This is a genomic window from Vibrio sp. 10N.261.51.F11, from assembly GCF_041471665.1.
Taxonomy (GTDB): domain Bacteria; phylum Pseudomonadota; class Gammaproteobacteria; order Enterobacterales; family Vibrionaceae; genus Vibrio; species Vibrio crassostreae_C.
This window is the reverse complement of record NZ_JBFROW010000004.1, coordinates 194,028-211,397: the sequence shown is the minus strand read 5'-3', so window position 1 is coordinate 211,397 and position 17,370 is coordinate 194,028. Positions and strand designations below refer to the sequence as shown.

Genomic DNA, 17,370 nt, shown 5'->3' with positions numbered 1-17,370 from the left:
ATTAGATCACATTTTTACTTAAATTGGTATTAGTTAACAGCCTTTCGGCTACGAAATCTGACTTCTGCTCTATCTGTGAATCTATAGGATACGTGTAATTAGGGCTCTATCATGGAGGCTTCTCTTAAGAACGCTAGAGCTCATAATGAGTCGACTTAATGTCTCTTGTTATGCATTGAGCTTAAAACCACTCTCGATGGTATTGAGCGACTCGTTCTAAGTACTTCAAAGGGTGAAAGTAGGCTAGATTCAGCTTAAAGGTGAGAGTCGCTAAGTGTGTTCCCAAGTGGTGCCTGAGGGGTATATAAGCTAAGAAATAGAGCATCCCTCGTATTCGTGAAGTGACGTTTATCACCCTGCGGATTTAGATTCTTTGGTTCTAGGTGCTGGTATATTAGGGGTTACCACTCTGTCTTCGATTTTGATGTGTTTGTTGACTCGATATTAATCAGTCGTGTTGACCGTTTTGCTCTGAGCATATTGATTTCTTGCTGGTTAGTTCAAGCTATGTTTTGGTTATTGCGACTAAGATGAAGCTAGAAGGTCACTACTGTTTGCTTAGTAGAAATAAAAATCCCCTAAATCATTGGCGGATAGTTTTGTGATTCTTTTCAGAATTAGATAAAGCCTTAAACCTAATGGGTCGAATTATGAAATTGAGTTTTAACTTTGAAGATGCGAGCCAGATCTTTGTGGGATCTTTTGCCTTGGCCGTGCCGATTTCTTTTTCTGAAGAGGCTTGGAAGTTAGGGGAGACTTTACCTACCGCTAATCTATTGCTGCTATTTTTACTGTCTGCGGTGTTCTTAGGCTTCTATACGTATGAGAGTGTCTTTCAAAAAGATGTTGTTGCTCGGTTGCCGGTGTTTATTTTCAGAATAGTGATTGCTTATGTTATGACGGCATTGGTCGTTGCTTTGGTACTGACTTGCCTGGACAAATTACCTCTATTGAGTGATCCCGTCGTATCGATCAAAAGAGTGATTGTTATTTCAATGCCAGCCTCTATGGGCGCTATTGTAGTGGATAGTTTTGATAAAGAGTAATCTGTGTATCAATTTGGATTGAAGTGTCTTACAGAGCTTTTCAGCGCTTACTTGATTCGTTATTTAGCTTTCTTACCTCCAAACTTAGTATTGATTTTTTCAACCGATCTCCTAGTCAATAAAATGAGTAGCAACGTACTGTGACTGACTCTTACGTGAATGTGTCGTTTGTTGTTGGGAGATTTTGAAGAGCATTAAGTAGCGAAGATTTGTAGCTTTGGAAGGATATAAAAACGGTTGGTTTCTGAATTAAATACGGTATTTGAAAGGTGAGGGTAGTTGTATTAATAAGTTAGGATCTTTAGATGCAAAAAAGCCGCATCAATGATGCGGCTTCTTTTAATTGGCTCCCCTTGCAAGACTTGAACTTGCGACATACGGATTAACAGTCCGCCGTTCTACCAACTGAACTAAAGGGGAATTGATTGTTTAGTCTCTAATCAAGAGAATGGTGCCGACTACCGGAATCGAACTGGTGACCTACTGATTACAAGTCAGTTGCTCTACCTACTGAGCTAAGTCGGCATCATGAATCAAAAAGCTTATGCTTGATGATTAACTTGGCTCCCCTTGCAAGACTTGAACTTGCGACATACGGATTAACAGTCCGCCGTTCTACCAACTGAACTAAAGGGGAATTATTCTTAAAGCTTTAAAGAAATGGTGCCGACTACCGGAGTCGAACTGGTGACCTACTGATTACAAGTCAGTTGCTCTACCTACTGAGCTAAGTCGGCACATAATATTTCTTTGTGCTTTACTGTTGTTGTCTAAGACACCAACAAATAAATTGTGGTGCCCGGAGGCGGAATCGAACCACCGACACGAGGATTTTCAATCCTCTGCTCTACCGACTGAGCTATCCGGGCGACGAGGTGTATTAAACGTGTTTTCGCGTTCTGGGTCAACATTAAATTGCAAAAAAAGTATCGTTTGATGTTTTTCTATACTTAGTGGGTTGTTTTTGCTCATTTGGGGTGAAAAACCTAGGTCTAGCATGCCCTAAAAGATAGTAAAACTACGGTTAACTACACTGAATGGGCGCCGAAATAAAAAAAGCACGTATGAAAACGCGCTTTTTTATTTGAAAATTTCCTAGGGAGTTTAGTGTTTTACTTCAAACCTATTAACCCAAGCTTCTAATTCGTTGGAAAGAGAGGCAAGAGTTTGGGTGCTGTTATGACTTTCTGTTACGACATTGCTCAGTTGGTTACCGCTCTCTTCGATCATATTGATACGCTTCGATATATCATCGCTCACCTGAGTCTGCTCAGCGGCCGCTGTTGCGATTTGATGACTCATTGATGAAATGGACTCTAATGCGACAACAATCTGTTGTAGTGCTTCAGAGGCGTTTTGAGACTCTGTTACGGTGCTTTCACTGGTCGCGGCACACACTTCCATGGTTTGAATTGCGTTGCGAGATCCCTCTTGAAGGTTATTAATCATTAATTGGATTTCTTTTGTGCTCGATTGTGTTCTGCCTGCAAGGTTACGAACCTCATCTGCTACAACAGCAAATCCACGACCTTGTTCGCCAGCTCGAGCTGCTTCAATGGCTGCATTTAGTGCCAATAGGTTAGTTTGCTCCGCTATATCACCAATCACATCCAATACTTTTGCAATGTTGTTTACATCGTTATCTAGGTTAGCGACAGCTTCGCTTGCTGTGCCTAGTTGGCCTGCTAAGCCTTGAATGTTATCTACTGTGTTGTGAATGAGTTGTTGGGTATGCTGGCTCTGTTTGTCGGCCTCGTCGGTGTTGCGCGCGGTATCGCTAGCTGAAGCAGCTACGTTATTGGCTGAAGAGGCCATCTCGGTCATTGCTGTCGCGATCATCTCTGTTGATTGCTGTTGGGTGTCTGTCAGTTGACCAATTGACCCAGCGCGATCTTCTACGCGCTGCAGTTCGCCTCTTAATGCCAGCATTGAAGCGTCAAGGTTTGATACTAGCTCAGCCAATGACTTACTCATTTGTTGTACGGCGTGATAGATACTGCCGTCAATTGCCTGAGTTTCGAAAGAGGTTTGAATTCGACCTTGTGCTACGGCTTGTACTGCTTCTCGTACGTCTTTAGGTTCGCCGCCAAGAAGCGCTAGCATGCGTTTAATGGATACAATTAGGCTCGCCAGAATAAGACCAGCAATCACGACACAAAGGAATAGCTGCCATTGAGCAGTAGACCAAAAACGAGCGTTAACTTCATTGAACCCGATACCAGTGCCGACAACCCAACCCCAATGTGGCGTTTTCTCTGCAATAGACAGTTTTTCTTCAATCGTTCCATCTGGCAGTTTTTGTGTCCAGGTGTACTCAATGATCTCGCCAGTACGATTACCAAGTACTCTTTGGATTAGCTGCCCAACACTATTGCCGTCGCCATCTTTAAAGTCGTTAAAACTGGTTCCGTGCAGTTGAGGATCTAATGGTGTCGCGATAAACGTCATGTTCTCATCGGCTACGTAAACATATTCATTATCTTTATAGATGTTGTTGCGTAGAAGGCGAGTAGCTAGTTGCTTGGCTTGCTCTTCTTCTAGTGTGCCATCAATCGCCATTTTTTCGACTTCAGTAAGAATGCTGTATGCGCTCTTAAACAGCTCTGTTACGCGAGCTTTGTTGTCCATGTTGCTAGCAACTCTTAAGGTCCATAAGCCTGTAGCCGTCAGTGCTAGCAGGGCGATCAAGATGATGCCCGATAATAAGTAAGCTTGCGTTTTTAGTTTCATATTTCCCCGCGCAGCGATTCAATAATTAGTATTAGGTATAATTCATCGAATCTTAATCTAAGTGGTGTAAGGCAGATATTAGAAAGACATCAAAGTATGATAGGGATTAAATTTTCGAAGAAAAAAAAGTAACAGGACTTGGTTCTATTTGTTTTAATGTGAATATTAGCGGGTCATGAACTTTATAAGGCGTTGGTTCTGTTGTAGTGGATATGCTTTATAGAACTTAGAATCAACTGCTGTAGTAAGAGTACTAAAAGGAGATAACTCAATTTATCGAGACTGATTAAGAGTTAGTGATGAGCTGATGTGTATATTGAATAGAGTTTGTTTTTGTTCAAACGAAAAAAAGCCAAGTCTTTCGACTTGGCTTTCTTGAATGTGGCTCCCCTTGCAAGACTTGAACTTGCGACATACGGATTAACAGTCCGCCGTTCTACCAACTGAACTAAAGGGGAATTATTTGTGTCAACATCAGGTCTATAAAGACCATTATTTGTTAAGCACCAAATAATGGTGCCTCGAGGCGGAATCGAACCACCGACACGCGGATTTTCAATCCGCTGCTCTACCGACTGAGCTATCGAGGCAAAAGAATGGTGCCGACTACCGGAGTCGAACTGGTGACCTACTGATTACAAGTCAGTTGCTCTACCTACTGAGCTAAGTCGGCACACTAAATTCTTTATGCTTTTGTTCGTGTTGCTACTCCCTGTTAAAGAGTGTTGACACCAACAAATCAAATTGTGGTGCCCGGAGGCGGAATCGAACCACCGACACGAGGATTTTCAATCCTCTGCTCTACCGACTGAGCTATCCGGGCAACGGAGCGCTATTAAACGGATTTTCTGCATAACCGTCAACTCCTTTTTTGAAAATAATTAAAAAAACCGTTCGTTCGTTGTTTTTTTATTCAAAAGTGAGGGTTATGTTTTACCTTGGTTAAATTCTTTTTTGAATTGCGTTACTTTTTCGAGGTATCGGCGCGACTCTTTATTTGGATGCTTCTTGGTAAGCGCCCAGTAGGCTTGGCTCGGTTGCAGCGAGTTTAAGTCTTGCATTGCTCGCTTTCTGTCCTTACTGAAGGTATTGAGTACGCCACCAGTACCGCCGTTATAGGCTGAAATCATACTGTATTCAAGCGTTAATGGGTTTTTTACGTCTTTCAAATAACGATTTTTAAGGATGTAAAAGTATGCGGTGCCAGCATCAATGTTGTTTTCTGGATTGAATAAGTACTCAGGGCTTGGTTCACCAGGTTTCTTTTTGACGTGTTCAAATACATCTCGACCAGCGGTTTTAGGTACCACCTGCATAAGACCATAAGCATTAGCCCAGCTTACGGCGTACGGGTTGAAGCTACTCTCTGTCTTGATGATAGCGTAGATTAAATCTTCAGGGATGTCATAACGCTGAGACGCTCGTCGAACGATGTCGGCATATTGATAACTACGCTGGCTAGCGTGGTCGGCCACCATTGGGATTTCAACGTAGTAGGCTTTTTTAAAGTCGACTTCTTTGGTTTTTAGGTTATTCGCGATCAGGTAATCCGCAAACTGGTTCGCTCGCCAAGTCCATTGAATGGGCTTTTTTTCTTGGTCTACGACCTGATTATAGAGGAAAGGTTTGCCTTCTAGCTTGATGCTTTTAGAAGAGAATAGATCGACATGCGCCGGATCATCTGGCGTCAAAAGGGTCGTCATGATCGCATTTTTGAGGTGTTTTTTCGGTTCGGTAGAGGAAACCGTTTCCACCGTTATCAGGCCTTGGCTAAAATTCACTTCTGAACGACTTAAGTAATTATCTATGTATTTCACATAGTTACTCTTACCTGCTATCTTGATTTCACTGCTACCCCAACGTTTTTGAATGTTGCCTGAAAAGCTATCTATTAATGAATCTAGCGCCCCGGTATCTTTTTCAAATTGTCCGGGTAGCTCAGCTAAATTCTTCACAAACCGGTTGGTTGGCTCGTAATTGACATCATAAATGCTTTCGACAAATTCACGGCTGCAGCCAGTTAATAACATGGCTGTTAGGAAGTAACTTAGCTTTTTCATAGTTCCTCATACAAAAATGACATCGCAGCGTTAACCATGATGTCATTAAAAATTGCTTAAATAAATGTCTTATTCGCTTGGTGGAGTATAGCCATCAATTACGACATCTTTACCTTCAAAAAGGAAGTTAACCATCTCAGTTTCAAGAAGTTTACGATGCTCAGGATCCATCATGTTTAGCTTCTTTTCATTGATAAGCATAGTTTGCTTGCTTTGCCATTGTCCCCAAGCTTCTTTAGACACGTTGTCAAAGATACGCTTACCTAAGTCACCTGGGTAAAGTTGAAAATCTAGGCCTTCAGCATCTTTTTGAAGGCGAGCACAAAATACAGTGCGGCTCATAGTGGTTCCTCTTATCGCGTTCGTTGATTCAAACGTCGTCGTTCAGTTCAAAGGGTAGGCTCTCAATAAGCTGCTTTACAGGAGCGGCTAGGCCAATTTCTTCCGGTTTTGATAAGTTATACCAGAGACCTTTAGCCCCTTCCATTATCAAATCTGGTTGTTTATCTAATTTCACTAATACTGGCGTGATATCTAAGTGGTAGTGGCTGAAAGTGTGTCTAAACGCAATCATGGTCTTGATCGAATTGGTTTGAGTGTCTTTGATCGAACGAAGATCTAGTTGATGTTCGATCTCTGCGTTTTCATTTTGAGGGAAACAAAACAATCCGCCCCAGATACCAGATTGAGGGCGCTGTTCGAGCCACACTTGGTTGTCGTGATACAGAATCACAAACCATGTGTCTTTTACTGGCTTTTCTTTCTTAGGCTTTTTGCCAGGGAAGTCGAGCTGTCTATCGAGCTTCTTGGCCTCACACATGCTTTCAATCGGGCACAAGGTGCACTTAGGCTTGCTACGGGTACAAACCATGGCACCCATGTCCATCATTGCTTGGTTGTACTTATCGACATCTTTGTTCGGAGTATGTGCTTCGGCGTGTTCCCAAAGCTGGTTTTCGACTTTCTTTTGCCCCGGCCAACCTTCAACGGCAAAACTTCTCGCAAGCGTTCGTTTTACATTGCCATCAAGAATCGCATGAGGAAGTTTATGAACCGATGATAAGACGGCTGCTGCTGTTGAGCGACCAATCCCCGGTAGCGCGTTCATCTCTTCGATAGACAGCGGAAATTCACCACCATATTGCTCAGCAACGATCTTGGCTGCTTTATGTAGATTGCGAGCTCGTGCGTAATAACCAAGCCCTGTCCATAAGTGGAGTACCTCATCTTGTTCGGCGTTCGCTAGGTCGATAACCGTTGGAAAGCGTTCTAAGAAGCGTTGGTAGTATGGAATCACCGTAGCAACCTGAGTCTGCTGAAGCATGATTTCAGATAGCCAAACGGTGTAGGCGGTTTTGTTTTGTTGCCAAGGCAATTCTTTACGCCCGTAGGCGTCATACCACTTTAATATGGCGGTTGCGAAAGGAGTCACGACATGCTCTATGCTTTGCTATTATTAGAAGCGAAATTGCACCACACTTAACGTTGGATGTAAAACAGACAAATTGTGTGGGAATTTATCCACGGAAAGACTTGCACCGGAGGCAATTCTTTGGATAATCCCCGCTTTGATTAATCAATGTGCAGGCAAAAATCAATGAGTGAAGTGACCACTAACGAATATACTGAAGACGGCAAACTGGTTCGTAAGATCCGTAGCTTTGTTCGCCGCGAAGGCCGCTTAACAAAAGGCCAAGAGAACGCGATGAATGAATGTTGGCCAACAATGGGTATCGACTACAACCCAGAGCTTCTTAACTGGAAAGAAGTATTTGGCAACGATAACCCGGTTGTACTAGAGATTGGCTTCGGTATGGGTGCATCACTGGTTGAAATGGCAAAGAACGCACCTGAGAAAAACTTCTTAGGTATTGAAGTTCATAGCCCGGGTGTTGGTGCGTGTTTAGGTACAGCTCGCGATGCTGGCGTAACTAACCTGCGTGTAATGTGTCACGATGCTGTAGAAGTATTTGAACACATGATCCCAGATAGCAGCCTGCATACTCTGCAACTGTTCTTCCCTGACCCATGGCACAAAGCTCGTCACCATAAACGTCGTATCGTTAAGGCTGAGTTTGCAGAGATGGTTCGCGGCAAGCTTCAACTTGATACTGGTGTTTTCCACATGGCAACAGACTGGGAAAACTACGCAGAACATATGATTGAAGTGATGAACGTAGCTCCAGGCTTCGAAAACATCGCTGAAGATGGTGATTACATCCCTCGTCCGGATGAGCGCCCGCTAACTAAGTTTGAAGCGCGTGGCCACCGTTTAGGTCATGGTGTTTGGGACATTAAGTTCAAGCGTACTAAGTAACTTCGAATCAAATTAAGTGAAGGGTAATCCGACTTAGGGTTTAACCCCTACACTTTATGGGATTGATTAAAGCCAACATTATTGTAATGTTGGCTTTTTTGTCCTTAGGCTTTTATTTCAGTAAAGGCTTAACGACAGAAAGTAATACCAATCACAGTAAGTAAGTGATCAGAAATAGCGTAGGAAAAAGGCTTGAGAACAAGGCAGCATTTTTCGATAAGTAGTTACTCTACAATCAAAAATTCTAACGCAGTTATCGAGCATTTTAACAAGCTAGAGTGAGCAGTTATTTACTACGATTGGTATATGTTACACCCCTACAAAAATAACAATATAGAAGTAAGCGCACATGAAACCAACTCAAGCTATTTTGGCCGAGATCTTAGACGAAGTTCGTCCTTTAATTGGACAGGGAAAGGTCGCTGATTATATCCCTGCACTGGCTCGCGTATCGAACCAGAAACTGGCGATCGCGGTATACACCAATGAAGGTGAGGTGATTAAAGCAGGCGATGCTGAAGAAGCATTTTCTGTGCAATCTATTTCTAAAGCCTTGAGCCTGACGCTAGCTATGGTGCTATATAAGCCTGAAGAGATTTGGCAAAGAGTAGGCAAAGAGCCTTCTGGTCAAGCCTTTAACTCGATGATTCAGCTTGAGATGGAGTATGGTATTCCCCGCAACCCGTTCATCAATGCGGGGGCAATTGTCGTTGCAGACCTACTACAAAGCCGCTTGTCTGCGCCTAGGCACCGCTTGTTAGAGTTTGTGCGTCAGTTATCGGGTGATACTCATATTGTGTATGACAAGGTGGTAGCGGCTTCAGAAATGATGCACAGCGATCGTAATGCTGCCATTGCTTATTTGATGCGTTCATTTGGTAATTTTGAGAATGATGTTATCCCAGTTCTGAATAACTACTTCCACGCTTGTGCGCTTAAAATGACGTGTGTGGATTTGGCAAAAACCTTTAGCTATTTAGCAAACAAAGGCGTGTCGGTTCAAACCAAGAAAGAGATCATCACGCCAGTTCAAACCAAGCAGTTGAATGCTTTGCTTGCGACGTGTGGCTTGTACGATGGGGCTGGTGAGTTTGCCTACCGTGTTGGTATGCCAGGAAAATCGGGCGTTGGTGGCGGTATTATTGCTATCGTTCCTGGCGAAATGACGATTGCGGTGTGGTCTCCAGAGCTTGATCCTTCTGGCAACTCGCTCGCAGGTACTAAGGCTCTAGAGTTGCTTTCAGAGCGAATTGGTCGTTCTATTTTCTAAGAGAAAGATTCGAGCACGGACGTTGTCCTATAGAACGCTTCGCTCCGAGAGAGGGCTATAAAACAAAAAGGGTTGACCCTAAAGCCAACCCTTACGCAATGCTTCTCGAATCTCGAATCTCGAATCTCGAACTACTCGTCTTCTTCTGCCATAAAGGCTTCTAACAGATCATTGAGAAACAGCTTTCCTTTTTCAGTGATCTGCCAGTGAGTGTCGGTTTCCTTCAAGTAGCCTAGCTCTTTTGCCCATTCAATCGTTTTTTGAATCGAGTCAAAACCAAGCCCTGTCGTATCAATGAAATCCTGCTTTGGACATGCTTCCATTAACCTAAAGCGGTTCATGAAAAATTCAAAAGGGCGGTCTTCATTCGGCACTTCAAATTCATCGGATAGATAAGGCTTTACCATGTTCTGGTACGCCGCTAGGTAGCCTCTCGGGTGCTTAACCTTAGTGGTGCGAACAATGCGTCCATCTGTAAAGCTTAGCTTGCCATGAGAGCCACAGCCAATACCTAGATAGTCACCAAAGCGCCAGTAGTTAAGGTTATGTTGGCACTGATATCCCGGCTTGCTGTAGCCTGAAATTTCGTACTGCACATACCCTGCGTCTGCGAGCTTCTTATGGCCTAGGTCGAAGATATCCCAAAGGTCATCATCATCAGGCAGCGTTGGTGTTTTGTAATAGAACATGGTGTTAGGTTCTATTGTTAGCTGATACCAAGATAAATGCGGAGGATCGAGTTCGATCGCTTTGTCTAAATCAGCCAACGCTTGATCAATACTCTGATCGGGTAAGCCGTGCATTAAGTCTAAGTTGAAACTATTCAATCCAATCTTATGTGCTAAATGAGCTGCGTTGACCGCTTCATCTTGACCATGAATACGCCCAAGTCTTTCCAGTTTCTCTTGCTCAAAACTTTGCACACCCACCGAGATTCGAGTAATACCTGCCTTTTGGTAACCTGCAAAACGCTCCGCCTCAATAGTGCCAGGGTTGGCTTCCATGGTGATTTCTATTTCAGGTTTGAACGGGATACGCTGCTCAATGCCTTGCAACAATCGGCCAATTCCTTCAGGAGAAAACAGACTCGGCGTGCCGCCACCAATAAAGATCGAATGCAACGGGCGAGGCATATCATTTAGCTGGTATTTTTCGATATCAGTATCGAGATCTTCAAGCAGTGCATCGATGTACTCTTTTTCTGGGATCTCGGCTTTCAGAGCGTGTGAATTAAAATCACAATACGGGCACTTTTGTACACACCATGGGATGTGTACATAGAGGCTAAGTGCGGGTGGTATTAGCGCTGCATTGTGCATTACAGAGCTTGCTCCTTGAGGGCTTTGAATAGTGACGCAAGTGCTTTGCCACGGTGTGATAGTTGCTTCTTACGTGAAGATTCAAGCTCTGCTGATGCGCAGTTATCTTCTGGAACAAAGAATACAGGATCGTAGCCAAAGCCATTCTCGCCATGTTCTTCAGTAAGGATGCGACCTTCCCATTTACCGTGACACACCAATGGTGTTGGATCGTTTTCGTGACGCATTAGCACCAACACACAGTGGAAACGCGCAGTGCGCTTTTCTGTTTCGACACCTTGCATCGCGTTTAGCAATTTTTCGATGTTCTGCTTATCGGTTGCCCCTTCACCTGAGTAACGCGCTGAGTAGATACCGGGTGCACCATTAAGGTAATCAACTTCTAAGCCAGAATCGTCTGCGATGGCTGGTAGCCCCGTCTCTTTCGCAGCGTGGCGAGCTTTGATGATGGCATTTTCAATGAAAGTTGTTCCCGTTTCAGCGACTTCTGAAACATTAAACTCATTTTGCGCGACAACGTCGAAACCAAACTCAGACAGAATATCTGCCATCTCGCGAACTTTGCCTTGGTTGCCTGTTGCTAAAACAATCTTACTCATGGGGATGTGGCTCTAATAAGTTAATGACTAGAAGTGTGAGCTTTGAAGCTACTCTTCTATATAGAATTTTTGTGTGAAACGCAGTGGACCTGTGCCTTTCAAACCTGCGTTAACATCGATATTAAAAGTGATGTTTTCTTCGTGAGTGATAGGAAATTCAGCGAGGTAATAAATCGCATCGCCTTCCTTTATTTCACGGAAGTTAAGCGTACGAGTGTTACCTACTAGGTTTCTCGCTGTTCCCGTAATTTTAGCCGTTGTCGCAGGTTTTCCTAGGGAAGCGTTGTCTAGCACGCTGATGTTTAGAATCGCAGAGTATCCGTTTCGTTTCAGCTTATATTGCTTAGCGACCTGCGCAGTTAAAAACGTGGAATTGAAAGCCGAGTAATGAACCTCGACATCCTTGATACTTTTAAACTGTCCTGCCGAGCTTGGTAGGGCAATCAGAGCGGTGAGTAGTGCTGTTATCCATAGACGCATAATGACTCCAATAAATAGCAAAAAGCCATCATAGGATGGCTTTGACTTCAGTTGGGATCTGACTTGGTGAGCATATTCGAACTTGCTTATGCCGACCGAGCTCTCCCTTTTCTATCTTAATTTGCCCTTTTGCGACCTTAAATTGTTTCGCAAGGTATTTCGCTAAGTGAGCATTTGCTTTGCCATCAACCGGTGGTGCGGTAATGGCAATTTTTAGTTCCTCTCCGTGTAAGCCAACGATTTTATCGCGGCTTGCCTTGGGTTGGATATAGAGCCTAAGAAGAATATCGTCTTCTTCGGCCCAAACTGCTTTTGGCATCGTCAAAGTACCTGATGTTCGTACTTGAACTATAGCTGATACCAAATAGGACCGATCATGTCGCCCATTAAGAAGTTCGCAAATTGCAGAACAATGAACAGAACCAGCACGCTTAGGTCGAAGCCACCCATATCAGGAAGGATACGGCGAATTGGCGTTAACATTGGTTCTGTTAACTGATGGAATACGTATTCGATTGGGCTACGGCCTTGGCTAACCCAGCTCAGGATTGCACGGATTAGCAGAACCCAGAAAATTAACCCACCAGCCGCTTTGAGCAGAGATAGTGCGCCAAAGATCAGGAAGCTGATATCAAATACAGCCGCACCGCCAGAGATAATCAAGTTTAGAGCGACGAACTTAAGTACACACAGCACATAAGCGAAGACAACAGTCGCAAGGTCAAGGCTTCCTATTGATGGAATCACTCGGCGTAGCGGGGCAACAACCGGTTGTGTCGCTTTTACGATAAATTGTGAGAATGGGTTGTAGAAATCTGCACGTGATGCTTGTAGCCAGATACGCAAGATCACAACCATGATGTAAAGATCAAAAACGGTCGAGATCAGAAAGCTCATCGAATTCATATTGTTTCCTTTTTCGGATTTACTTGCCGCTAGGTATAACCCGAACGGCACAATGCTTTTGTACTGTAACGAGTATTAAAACAGTTTTTCCATCTCTTCAGCTCGAGCAACCGCCGCTTGCATGGCTTTCGCTACGATGTCTGATAGTTGATGGTCGTTAAACGTGCGCAATGCTTCTGCGGTCGTTCCGCCTTTTGAAGTCACTTGCTCACGCAGTGTTGATAATTCAGTATTTGGATTCGCTACCACCATCTCTGCCGCGCCTAATGCAGATTGCTGCACTAATTTACGAGCGGTTTCTTGGTCAAAACCTTGCTTGATTGCTTCAGCTTGCATCGCTTCCATAAACAGGAAGAAGTAAGCCGGAGCGCTACCCGCCGCCGCAATGATGTTGTTGATTCCAGACTCTTGTTCAACCCAACTTACTTCACCAACAGCTTGCATCAGCTGAGAAGCAAAGTCTTTATCATCTTGGCTGACAGTTGCATCGGCATAAAGACCACTCATCCCTTTACCAAGCAGTGATGGCGTGTTTGGCATCACACGAACAAGGTTCAGTTGGCAGTTTAACATCTCATTAAGTCGATTCGCATTAATACCCGCGGCAATTGAGATAACCAGTTTGTTGCTGAAGTCGATATCTTGTAAGGGTTTACATACATCAGCCATCATTTGTGGCTTCACGGATAACACAACAACGTCTGCTTTTTCAGCTGCTGCAATATTATCGCTGGTGGTATTGATGCCGTATTCTTGTTCTAACGGCAGCCTTCTGGTTTCTGAAGGTGCTGTCGCAGTAATCTTTTGCGCTGGGTAACCACTAGCAACTAAGCCAGCTACAATTGAGCGAACCATGTTTCCCGCCCCAATAAAGGCGATGTTCTTATGTACCATATATAAAATCCTGAGCGTGTCGCTGCGCGGATAAGGCGAAGCGGTATCAATACTTGTACTTGTCGTTACCTACTACGGCTATTTCGCGTAATCACGAGCGCCGAAAATAGCTGTTCCAATACGAACCATTGTGCTACCAGCCTCAACTGCTGCATCCATATCACCACTCATCCCCATCGAAAGGGTATCAATGTCTGAATACTTCGCGGCTAGCTTGTCTTTAAGCTCTGCCAGTTGAGAAAATGCATTAAGCTGAGATTGATAGTCAGATACGTTTGCAGGAATCGACATCAATCCTCTTAAGGTGAGGTTGGGGAGCGATGAAATCAACTCCGCGAGTGCAAAAACTGTCTCTTCTGAGGTTCCAGATTTGGACTCTTCACCACTGGTGTTTACCTGAATCAACACTTGCAAAGGTGGAAGTTCGCTTGGTCGTTGATCATTAAGCCTTTGTGCGATCTTATCGCGATCGACGGAATGCACCCATTGAAAGCTTTCCGCGATTGGGCGGGTTTTATTGGATTGAATTGGACCAATAAAATGCCACTCTAAATTTAGGTTAGAATGTTGTTCTGAAAAGTGTTTTACTTTATCTACACCTTCTTGAACATAGTTTTCACCAAAGGCAACTTGGCCTCCGAGTGCGGCTTCTAGAATCGCATCAATAGGTTTAGTTTTGCTGACGGCTAAAAGTTGCACGGACTCTGGAGCTCGTCCGCACTTTTGCTCAGCACTACGAATCTGTGAGGTGATTTGTTCGATATTTTGTTGAATACTACTCATAGCTGACTTTACTTAAGGGAAAATAAATGGATATCACTGAGTTACTAGATTTTAGTGTAAAGCATAACGCGTCAGATCTACATCTTTCTGCGGGTGTATCTCCAATGGTACGTATAGATGGTGAAGTAAGGAAGCTTGGAATCCCAGCTTTGAGTCATGCTGATGTGCATCGTTTGGTTTTTGAGATCATGAGCGATTCACAACGCGGCGAGTTTGAAGAAAAACTGGAAGTCGACTTCTCTTTTGAATTACCCAATGTTGGTCGCTTTCGTGTTAATGCGTTTAACCAAGCCCGTGGCTGCTCAGCTGTCTTTCGAACTATCCCTGTCGAAATCCCGACTTTAGATCAGTTAGGTGCACCTGAGATCTTCGAAAGGATTGCTAACTACGAAAAAGGCTTAGTGCTCGTTACTGGTCCCACTGGCTCTGGCAAATCAACGACTCTTGCGGCGATGGTTGATTACGTAAATCGCAACCACAATAAGCATATTCTGACGATTGAAGACCCGATTGAATTCGTTCACACCAATAATAAATGCCTAGTCAACCAGCGTGAAGTTCACCGTGATACCCACAGTTTTAAAGCGGCACTGCGCAGTGCCTTACGTGAAGACCCAGACGTGATTCTGGTTGGTGAACTTCGTGACCAAGAGACGATTAGCTTAGCGTTAACCGCAGCAGAAACGGGTCACTTGGTCTTTGGTACTCTGCACACCAGTTCTGCGGCTAAAACGATCGACCGTATTATCGATGTGTTCCCAGGTAGCGATAAAGATATGGTTCGTTCGATGTTGTCTGAATCACTGCGCTCGGTGATAGCCCAGAAGCTGCTAAAGCGTGTTGGTGGTGGTCGTGTGGCGTGTCATGAAATCATGATGGCAACACCTGCGATCAGAAACTTGATTCGTGAAGATAAGGTTGCGCAGATGTACTCGATCATTCAAACGGGCGCAGCGCACGGCATGCAGACCATGGAACAAAATGCGAAGCAGCTGATGGCGCAGGGCTTGGTTGATTCGGAAGAGGTCGAGAAAAAGATCGAAATTGAAACCTCAATGTTTTAATCAAGGTGGACACAATGGAATTGAATCAAATCCTTGAGGGAATGCTTTCTCAAAAGGCATCGGATCTTTATATCACGGTTGATGCGCCAATCTTTTTTCGTGTGGATGGTGAATTACGCCCTCAAGGAGAGAAGCTGAATGCGGCTCAAGTTGCTCAATTACTTGATGCGATGATGGAACAAGACCGACGTGATGAATATCAGCAAACGCGTGAGGCTAATTTTGCGATTGTGCGTGACTTTGGTCGTTTTCGTGTCAGTGCATTCTTTCAGCGAGAGCTACCTGGAGCGGTCATTCGACGTATCGAGACTAACATCCCAACCTTTGAGCAACTAAAGCTTCCTGATGTACTACAGGACCTATCAATAGCTAAGCGCGGACTTGTGCTGGTGGTTGGTGCGACAGGCTCTGGTAAATCGACCTCAATGGCTGCAATGACAGGCTATCGCAACACCAATCGCTCGGGACATATCTTGACGGTTGAAGACCCTATTGAATTTGTGCACGAACATAAAAAGTGCATCGTGACGCAGCGTGAGGTCGGGCTCGACACCGAGAGTTACGAAGTCGCGCTTAAGAACTCGCTACGCCAAGCACCAGACATGATCTTGATTGGCGAAATCCGTAGCCGTGAGACCATGGAATACGCGATGACCTTTGCTGAAACGGGTCACTTGTGTATGGCAACCTTGCACGCCAATAACGCTAACCAAGCGCTAGAGCGTATTCTTCATTTGGTGCCGAAAGAGCAGAAAGAACAGTTCTTGTTTGACCTATCGATGAACCTGCGTGGTGTCGTCGCTCAGCAACTCATTCGCGACAGGAATGGCAGCGGGCGTCATGGTGTATTCGAGATTCTGCTGAATAGCCCTCGTGTTTCTGACTTGATTCGTCGTGGTGAACTACACGAACTGAAAGCAACCATGGCTAAATCGAAAGAGATAGGTATGCAGACCTTTGACCAAGCTTTGTATGATTTAGTGATAGCAGGCAAGATCAGCGAAGAGGATGCGTTCCACAGTGCCGATTCTGCTAATGACTTGCGCTTAATGCTCAAAACTAGACGTGGTGATGACGACTACGGAACTGGGGCGTTGGCTGGTGTGAAGATAGATCTGGGGTGATAAAAAACGCCTGATTTGATTCTAGGTTAAAATCAGGCGTTCATCATATTCATCGTTCGACTGCGTCTGTATTATCAACGCTTCTTGTTCTTAGGCTCGCTGATTACGTCTGCGTCAGTCGAAGTATGATTCATATAACCTGCATTATTGGAGCTTGTCGAACTGCATGCTGATATCGCTAGAGCTACGAAGATTGCTAGAAAAATTTTCATGTGAACTCCCACTTACCTAATAATGAATTGCTTCGACATTACGCCGTAATATCATTATAGGATCACAAAGGAGTTTAATCTTTGAGCTCTTAATTTTCGTTATGAATATTGTGCTTCAAACCAGCTCTCTAAAATGACGACTGCAGACTGGTTATCGACATTACCTTTACTTAGTGCTTTGTAGCCGCCCATTTCAAAAAGGTCGGCCCTTGCTTCTGTCGTAGAAAGTCTTTCATCATGCAGTTCAACATCGACACCAAAGCGCCCTTTTAGGCGATTGGCAAACTTCTTCGCTCTAGGTGTAATGGTTGCTAAGTCTTTACCATGAAGGTCGGTAGGAAGGCCGACTACAATCAGGTTCGGCTGCCACTCCTTAATTTGTTTTTCGATATCGTCCCAATTTGGGATGCCATCTTTGGCTTTAAAAGCTTTTAGAGGGCTTGCGGTGCCCGTGATTTCTTGTCCTATCGCACTGCCGATACTTTTTGTACCGTAGTCAAATGCCATAATTGTTCGTGACATGGGGTTTCCAAATTTATCTGTGTTTGAGAGTGTCTGTTTATTTT

18 protein-coding genes and 9 tRNA genes are annotated in these 17,370 nt (G+C 44.2%); 5 read left to right on the top strand and 22 right to left on the bottom strand.

Going from position 1 to position 17,370, the window contains the following annotated elements; translation table 11 throughout:
- Positions 1-650 precede the first annotated feature (650 nt).
- Positions 651-1,046, top strand: coding sequence for a DUF2391 family protein (locus AB4351_RS02570; RefSeq protein WP_017060180.1), 396 nt, complete (start codon positions 651-653; stop codon positions 1,044-1,046).
- 344 nt (positions 1,047-1,390) lie between these two features.
- Here the strand turns inward: AB4351_RS02570 and AB4351_RS02565 are convergent.
- From AB4351_RS02565 to mutY, 13 genes are all read right to left on the bottom strand, one after another.
- Positions 1,391-1,466 (bottom strand) — tRNA-Asn (locus AB4351_RS02565).
- 29 nt (positions 1,467-1,495) lie between these two features.
- Positions 1,496-1,571: transfer RNA gene (locus tag AB4351_RS02560), tRNA-Thr, on the bottom strand.
- A 36-nt stretch (positions 1,572-1,607) separates the two neighbouring features.
- Positions 1,608-1,683 (bottom strand) — tRNA-Asn (locus tag AB4351_RS02555).
- Between the two features lie 24 nt (positions 1,684-1,707).
- A tRNA-Thr gene (locus tag AB4351_RS02550) sits at positions 1,708-1,783 on the bottom strand.
- Positions 1,784-1,839: 56 nt separating this feature from the next.
- A tRNA-Phe gene (locus AB4351_RS02545) sits at positions 1,840-1,915 on the bottom strand.
- A gap of 235 nt (positions 1,916-2,150) precedes the next feature.
- Positions 2,151-3,776, bottom strand: coding sequence for a methyl-accepting chemotaxis protein (locus AB4351_RS02540; RefSeq protein WP_017062210.1), 1,626 nt, complete (start codon positions 3,774-3,776; stop codon positions 2,151-2,153).
- A 382-nt stretch (positions 3,777-4,158) separates the two neighbouring features.
- Positions 4,159-4,234, bottom strand: a tRNA-Asn gene (locus tag AB4351_RS02535).
- Between the two features lie 56 nt (positions 4,235-4,290).
- Positions 4,291-4,366: transfer RNA gene (locus AB4351_RS02530), tRNA-Phe, on the bottom strand.
- Between the two features lie 7 nt (positions 4,367-4,373).
- Positions 4,374-4,449: transfer RNA gene (locus AB4351_RS02525), tRNA-Thr, on the bottom strand.
- Positions 4,450-4,523: 74 nt separating this feature from the next.
- Positions 4,524-4,599: transfer RNA gene (locus AB4351_RS02520), tRNA-Phe, on the bottom strand.
- A 103-nt stretch (positions 4,600-4,702) separates the two neighbouring features.
- Positions 4,703-5,836, bottom strand: coding sequence for a membrane-bound lytic murein transglycosylase MltC (mltC, locus tag AB4351_RS02515; protein ID WP_017063191.1), 1,134 nt, complete (start codon positions 5,834-5,836; stop codon positions 4,703-4,705).
- Positions 5,837-5,905: 69 nt separating this feature from the next.
- Entirely contained in the window at positions 5,906-6,178 is a 273-nt protein-coding gene (locus AB4351_RS02510) for an oxidative damage protection protein (protein WP_010435637.1), read from the bottom strand.
- Positions 6,179-6,206: 28 nt separating this feature from the next.
- Positions 6,207-7,268, bottom strand: coding sequence for an A/G-specific adenine glycosylase (gene mutY, locus AB4351_RS02505; RefSeq protein ID WP_065584120.1), 1,062 nt, complete (start codon positions 7,266-7,268; stop codon positions 6,207-6,209).
- A gap of 165 nt (positions 7,269-7,433) precedes the next feature.
- Between mutY and trmB the strand changes: the two genes are divergently transcribed.
- Entirely contained in the window at positions 7,434-8,153 is a 720-nt protein-coding gene (trmB, locus tag AB4351_RS02500) for a tRNA (guanosine(46)-N7)-methyltransferase TrmB (protein WP_017062250.1), read from the top strand.
- Between the two features lie 349 nt (positions 8,154-8,502).
- A complete protein-coding gene (gene glsB / locus AB4351_RS02495; protein WP_017062249.1) occupies positions 8,503-9,423 on the top strand; it encodes a glutaminase B in 921 nt (306 codons plus the stop codon).
- Between the two features lie 131 nt (positions 9,424-9,554).
- Here the strand turns inward: glsB and hemW are convergent, their stop codons facing one another.
- From hemW to AB4351_RS02460, 7 genes are all read right to left on the bottom strand, one after another.
- A complete protein-coding gene (hemW, locus tag AB4351_RS02490) occupies positions 9,555-10,742 on the bottom strand; it encodes a radical SAM family heme chaperone HemW (protein ID WP_372124991.1) in 1,188 nt (395 codons plus the stop codon).
- Complete coding sequence (locus tag AB4351_RS02485; protein ID WP_372124988.1) at positions 10,742-11,341, bottom strand: XTP/dITP diphosphatase; 600 nt, start codon at positions 11,339-11,341, stop codon at positions 10,742-10,744. Before AB4351_RS02485 ends, hemW begins: the two co-directional genes overlap by 1 nt.
- A 48-nt stretch (positions 11,342-11,389) precedes the next feature.
- Positions 11,390-11,821 carry a DUF4426 domain-containing protein gene (locus AB4351_RS02480; protein ID WP_004735472.1) on the bottom strand — a complete coding sequence of 144 codons (432 nt, stop codon included), beginning with the start codon at positions 11,819-11,821 and terminating at the stop codon, positions 11,390-11,392.
- 28 nt (positions 11,822-11,849) lie between these two features.
- Entirely contained in the window at positions 11,850-12,140 is a 291-nt protein-coding gene (gene yggU / locus AB4351_RS02475) for a DUF167 family protein YggU (RefSeq protein WP_009847703.1), read from the bottom strand.
- Positions 12,141-12,169: 29 nt separating this feature from the next.
- Positions 12,170-12,727, bottom strand: coding sequence for a YggT family protein (locus AB4351_RS02470; protein WP_004735475.1), 558 nt, complete (start codon positions 12,725-12,727; stop codon positions 12,170-12,172).
- Positions 12,728-12,802: 75 nt separating this feature from the next.
- A complete protein-coding gene (gene proC / locus AB4351_RS02465; protein ID WP_372124985.1) occupies positions 12,803-13,621 on the bottom strand; it encodes a pyrroline-5-carboxylate reductase in 819 nt (272 codons plus the stop codon).
- 78 nt (positions 13,622-13,699) lie between these two features.
- Positions 13,700-14,404 carry a YggS family pyridoxal phosphate-dependent enzyme gene (locus tag AB4351_RS02460; protein WP_017062243.1) on the bottom strand — a complete coding sequence of 235 codons (705 nt, stop codon included), beginning with the start codon at positions 14,402-14,404 and terminating at the stop codon, positions 13,700-13,702.
- A 26-nt stretch (positions 14,405-14,430) separates the two neighbouring features.
- Here AB4351_RS02460 and AB4351_RS02455 point away from each other — a divergent pair, with 26 nt between their 5' ends.
- Together AB4351_RS02455 and AB4351_RS02450 are read left to right on the top strand one after the other, a co-directional pair.
- Positions 14,431-15,468 (top strand): type IV pilus twitching motility protein PilT, encoded by a 1,038-nt coding sequence (locus AB4351_RS02455; RefSeq protein ID WP_017062242.1) that lies wholly within the window; start codon positions 14,431-14,433, stop codon positions 15,466-15,468.
- A gap of 14 nt (positions 15,469-15,482) precedes the next feature.
- The gene (locus tag AB4351_RS02450) at positions 15,483-16,592 is read left to right on the top strand and encodes a PilT/PilU family type 4a pilus ATPase (RefSeq protein ID WP_372124983.1); all 1,110 of its coding nucleotides are present in this window, start codon (positions 15,483-15,485) and stop codon (positions 16,590-16,592) included.
- 74 nt (positions 16,593-16,666) lie between these two features.
- Here the strand turns inward: AB4351_RS02450 and AB4351_RS02445 are convergent, their stop codons facing one another.
- Together AB4351_RS02445 and ruvX are read right to left on the bottom strand one after the other, a co-directional pair.
- On the bottom strand, positions 16,667-16,804 hold the full coding sequence (locus AB4351_RS02445) for a hypothetical protein (RefSeq protein WP_170791814.1): 138 nt from the start codon (positions 16,802-16,804) through the stop codon (positions 16,667-16,669).
- Positions 16,805-16,903: 99 nt separating this feature from the next.
- A complete protein-coding gene (ruvX, locus tag AB4351_RS02440; protein WP_017062240.1) occupies positions 16,904-17,326 on the bottom strand; it encodes a Holliday junction resolvase RuvX in 423 nt (140 codons plus the stop codon).
- Positions 17,327-17,370: the final 44 nt, after the last annotated feature.

What these genes read in the sequence shown, in the direction of transcription:
- yggU (WP_009847703.1), bottom strand. Translation starts at nt 12,140, where the DNA reads ATGCCAAAAGCAGTTTGGGCCGAAGAAGACGATATTCTTCTTAGGCTC.
- AB4351_RS02540 (WP_017062210.1), bottom strand. Translation starts at nt 3,776, where the DNA reads ATGAAACTAAAAACGCAAGCTTACTTATTATCGGGCATCATCTTGATC.
- AB4351_RS02510 (WP_010435637.1), bottom strand. Translation starts at nt 6,178, where the DNA reads ATGAGCCGCACTGTATTTTGTGCTCGCCTTCAAAAAGATGCTGAAGGC.
- glsB (WP_017062249.1), top strand. Translation starts at nt 8,503, where the DNA reads ATGAAACCAACTCAAGCTATTTTGGCCGAGATCTTAGACGAAGTTCGT.
- AB4351_RS02450 (WP_372124983.1), top strand. Translation starts at nt 15,483, where the DNA reads ATGGAATTGAATCAAATCCTTGAGGGAATGCTTTCTCAAAAGGCATCG.
- hemW (WP_372124991.1), bottom strand. Translation starts at nt 10,742, where the DNA reads ATGCACAATGCAGCGCTAATACCACCCGCACTTAGCCTCTATGTACAC.
- AB4351_RS02445 (WP_170791814.1), bottom strand. Translation starts at nt 16,804, where the DNA reads ATGAAAATTTTTCTAGCAATCTTCGTAGCTCTAGCGATATCAGCATGC.
- mltC (WP_017063191.1), bottom strand. Translation starts at nt 5,836, where the DNA reads ATGAAAAAGCTAAGTTACTTCCTAACAGCCATGTTATTAACTGGCTGC.
- AB4351_RS02455 (WP_017062242.1), top strand. Translation starts at nt 14,431, where the DNA reads ATGGATATCACTGAGTTACTAGATTTTAGTGTAAAGCATAACGCGTCA.
- AB4351_RS02470 (WP_004735475.1), bottom strand. Translation starts at nt 12,727, where the DNA reads ATGAATTCGATGAGCTTTCTGATCTCGACCGTTTTTGATCTTTACATC.
- ruvX (WP_017062240.1), bottom strand. Translation starts at nt 17,326, where the DNA reads ATGTCACGAACAATTATGGCATTTGACTACGGTACAAAAAGTATCGGC.
- trmB (WP_017062250.1), top strand. Translation starts at nt 7,434, where the DNA reads ATGAGTGAAGTGACCACTAACGAATATACTGAAGACGGCAAACTGGTT.
- AB4351_RS02485 (WP_372124988.1), bottom strand. Translation starts at nt 11,341, where the DNA reads ATGAGTAAGATTGTTTTAGCAACAGGCAACCAAGGCAAAGTTCGCGAG.
- AB4351_RS02480 (WP_004735472.1), bottom strand. Translation starts at nt 11,821, where the DNA reads ATGCGTCTATGGATAACAGCACTACTCACCGCTCTGATTGCCCTACCA.
- AB4351_RS02460 (WP_017062243.1), bottom strand. Translation starts at nt 14,404, where the DNA reads ATGAGTAGTATTCAACAAAATATCGAACAAATCACCTCACAGATTCGT.
- AB4351_RS02570 (WP_017060180.1), top strand. Translation starts at nt 651, where the DNA reads ATGAAATTGAGTTTTAACTTTGAAGATGCGAGCCAGATCTTTGTGGGA.
- proC (WP_372124985.1), bottom strand. Translation starts at nt 13,621, where the DNA reads ATGGTACATAAGAACATCGCCTTTATTGGGGCGGGAAACATGGTTCGC.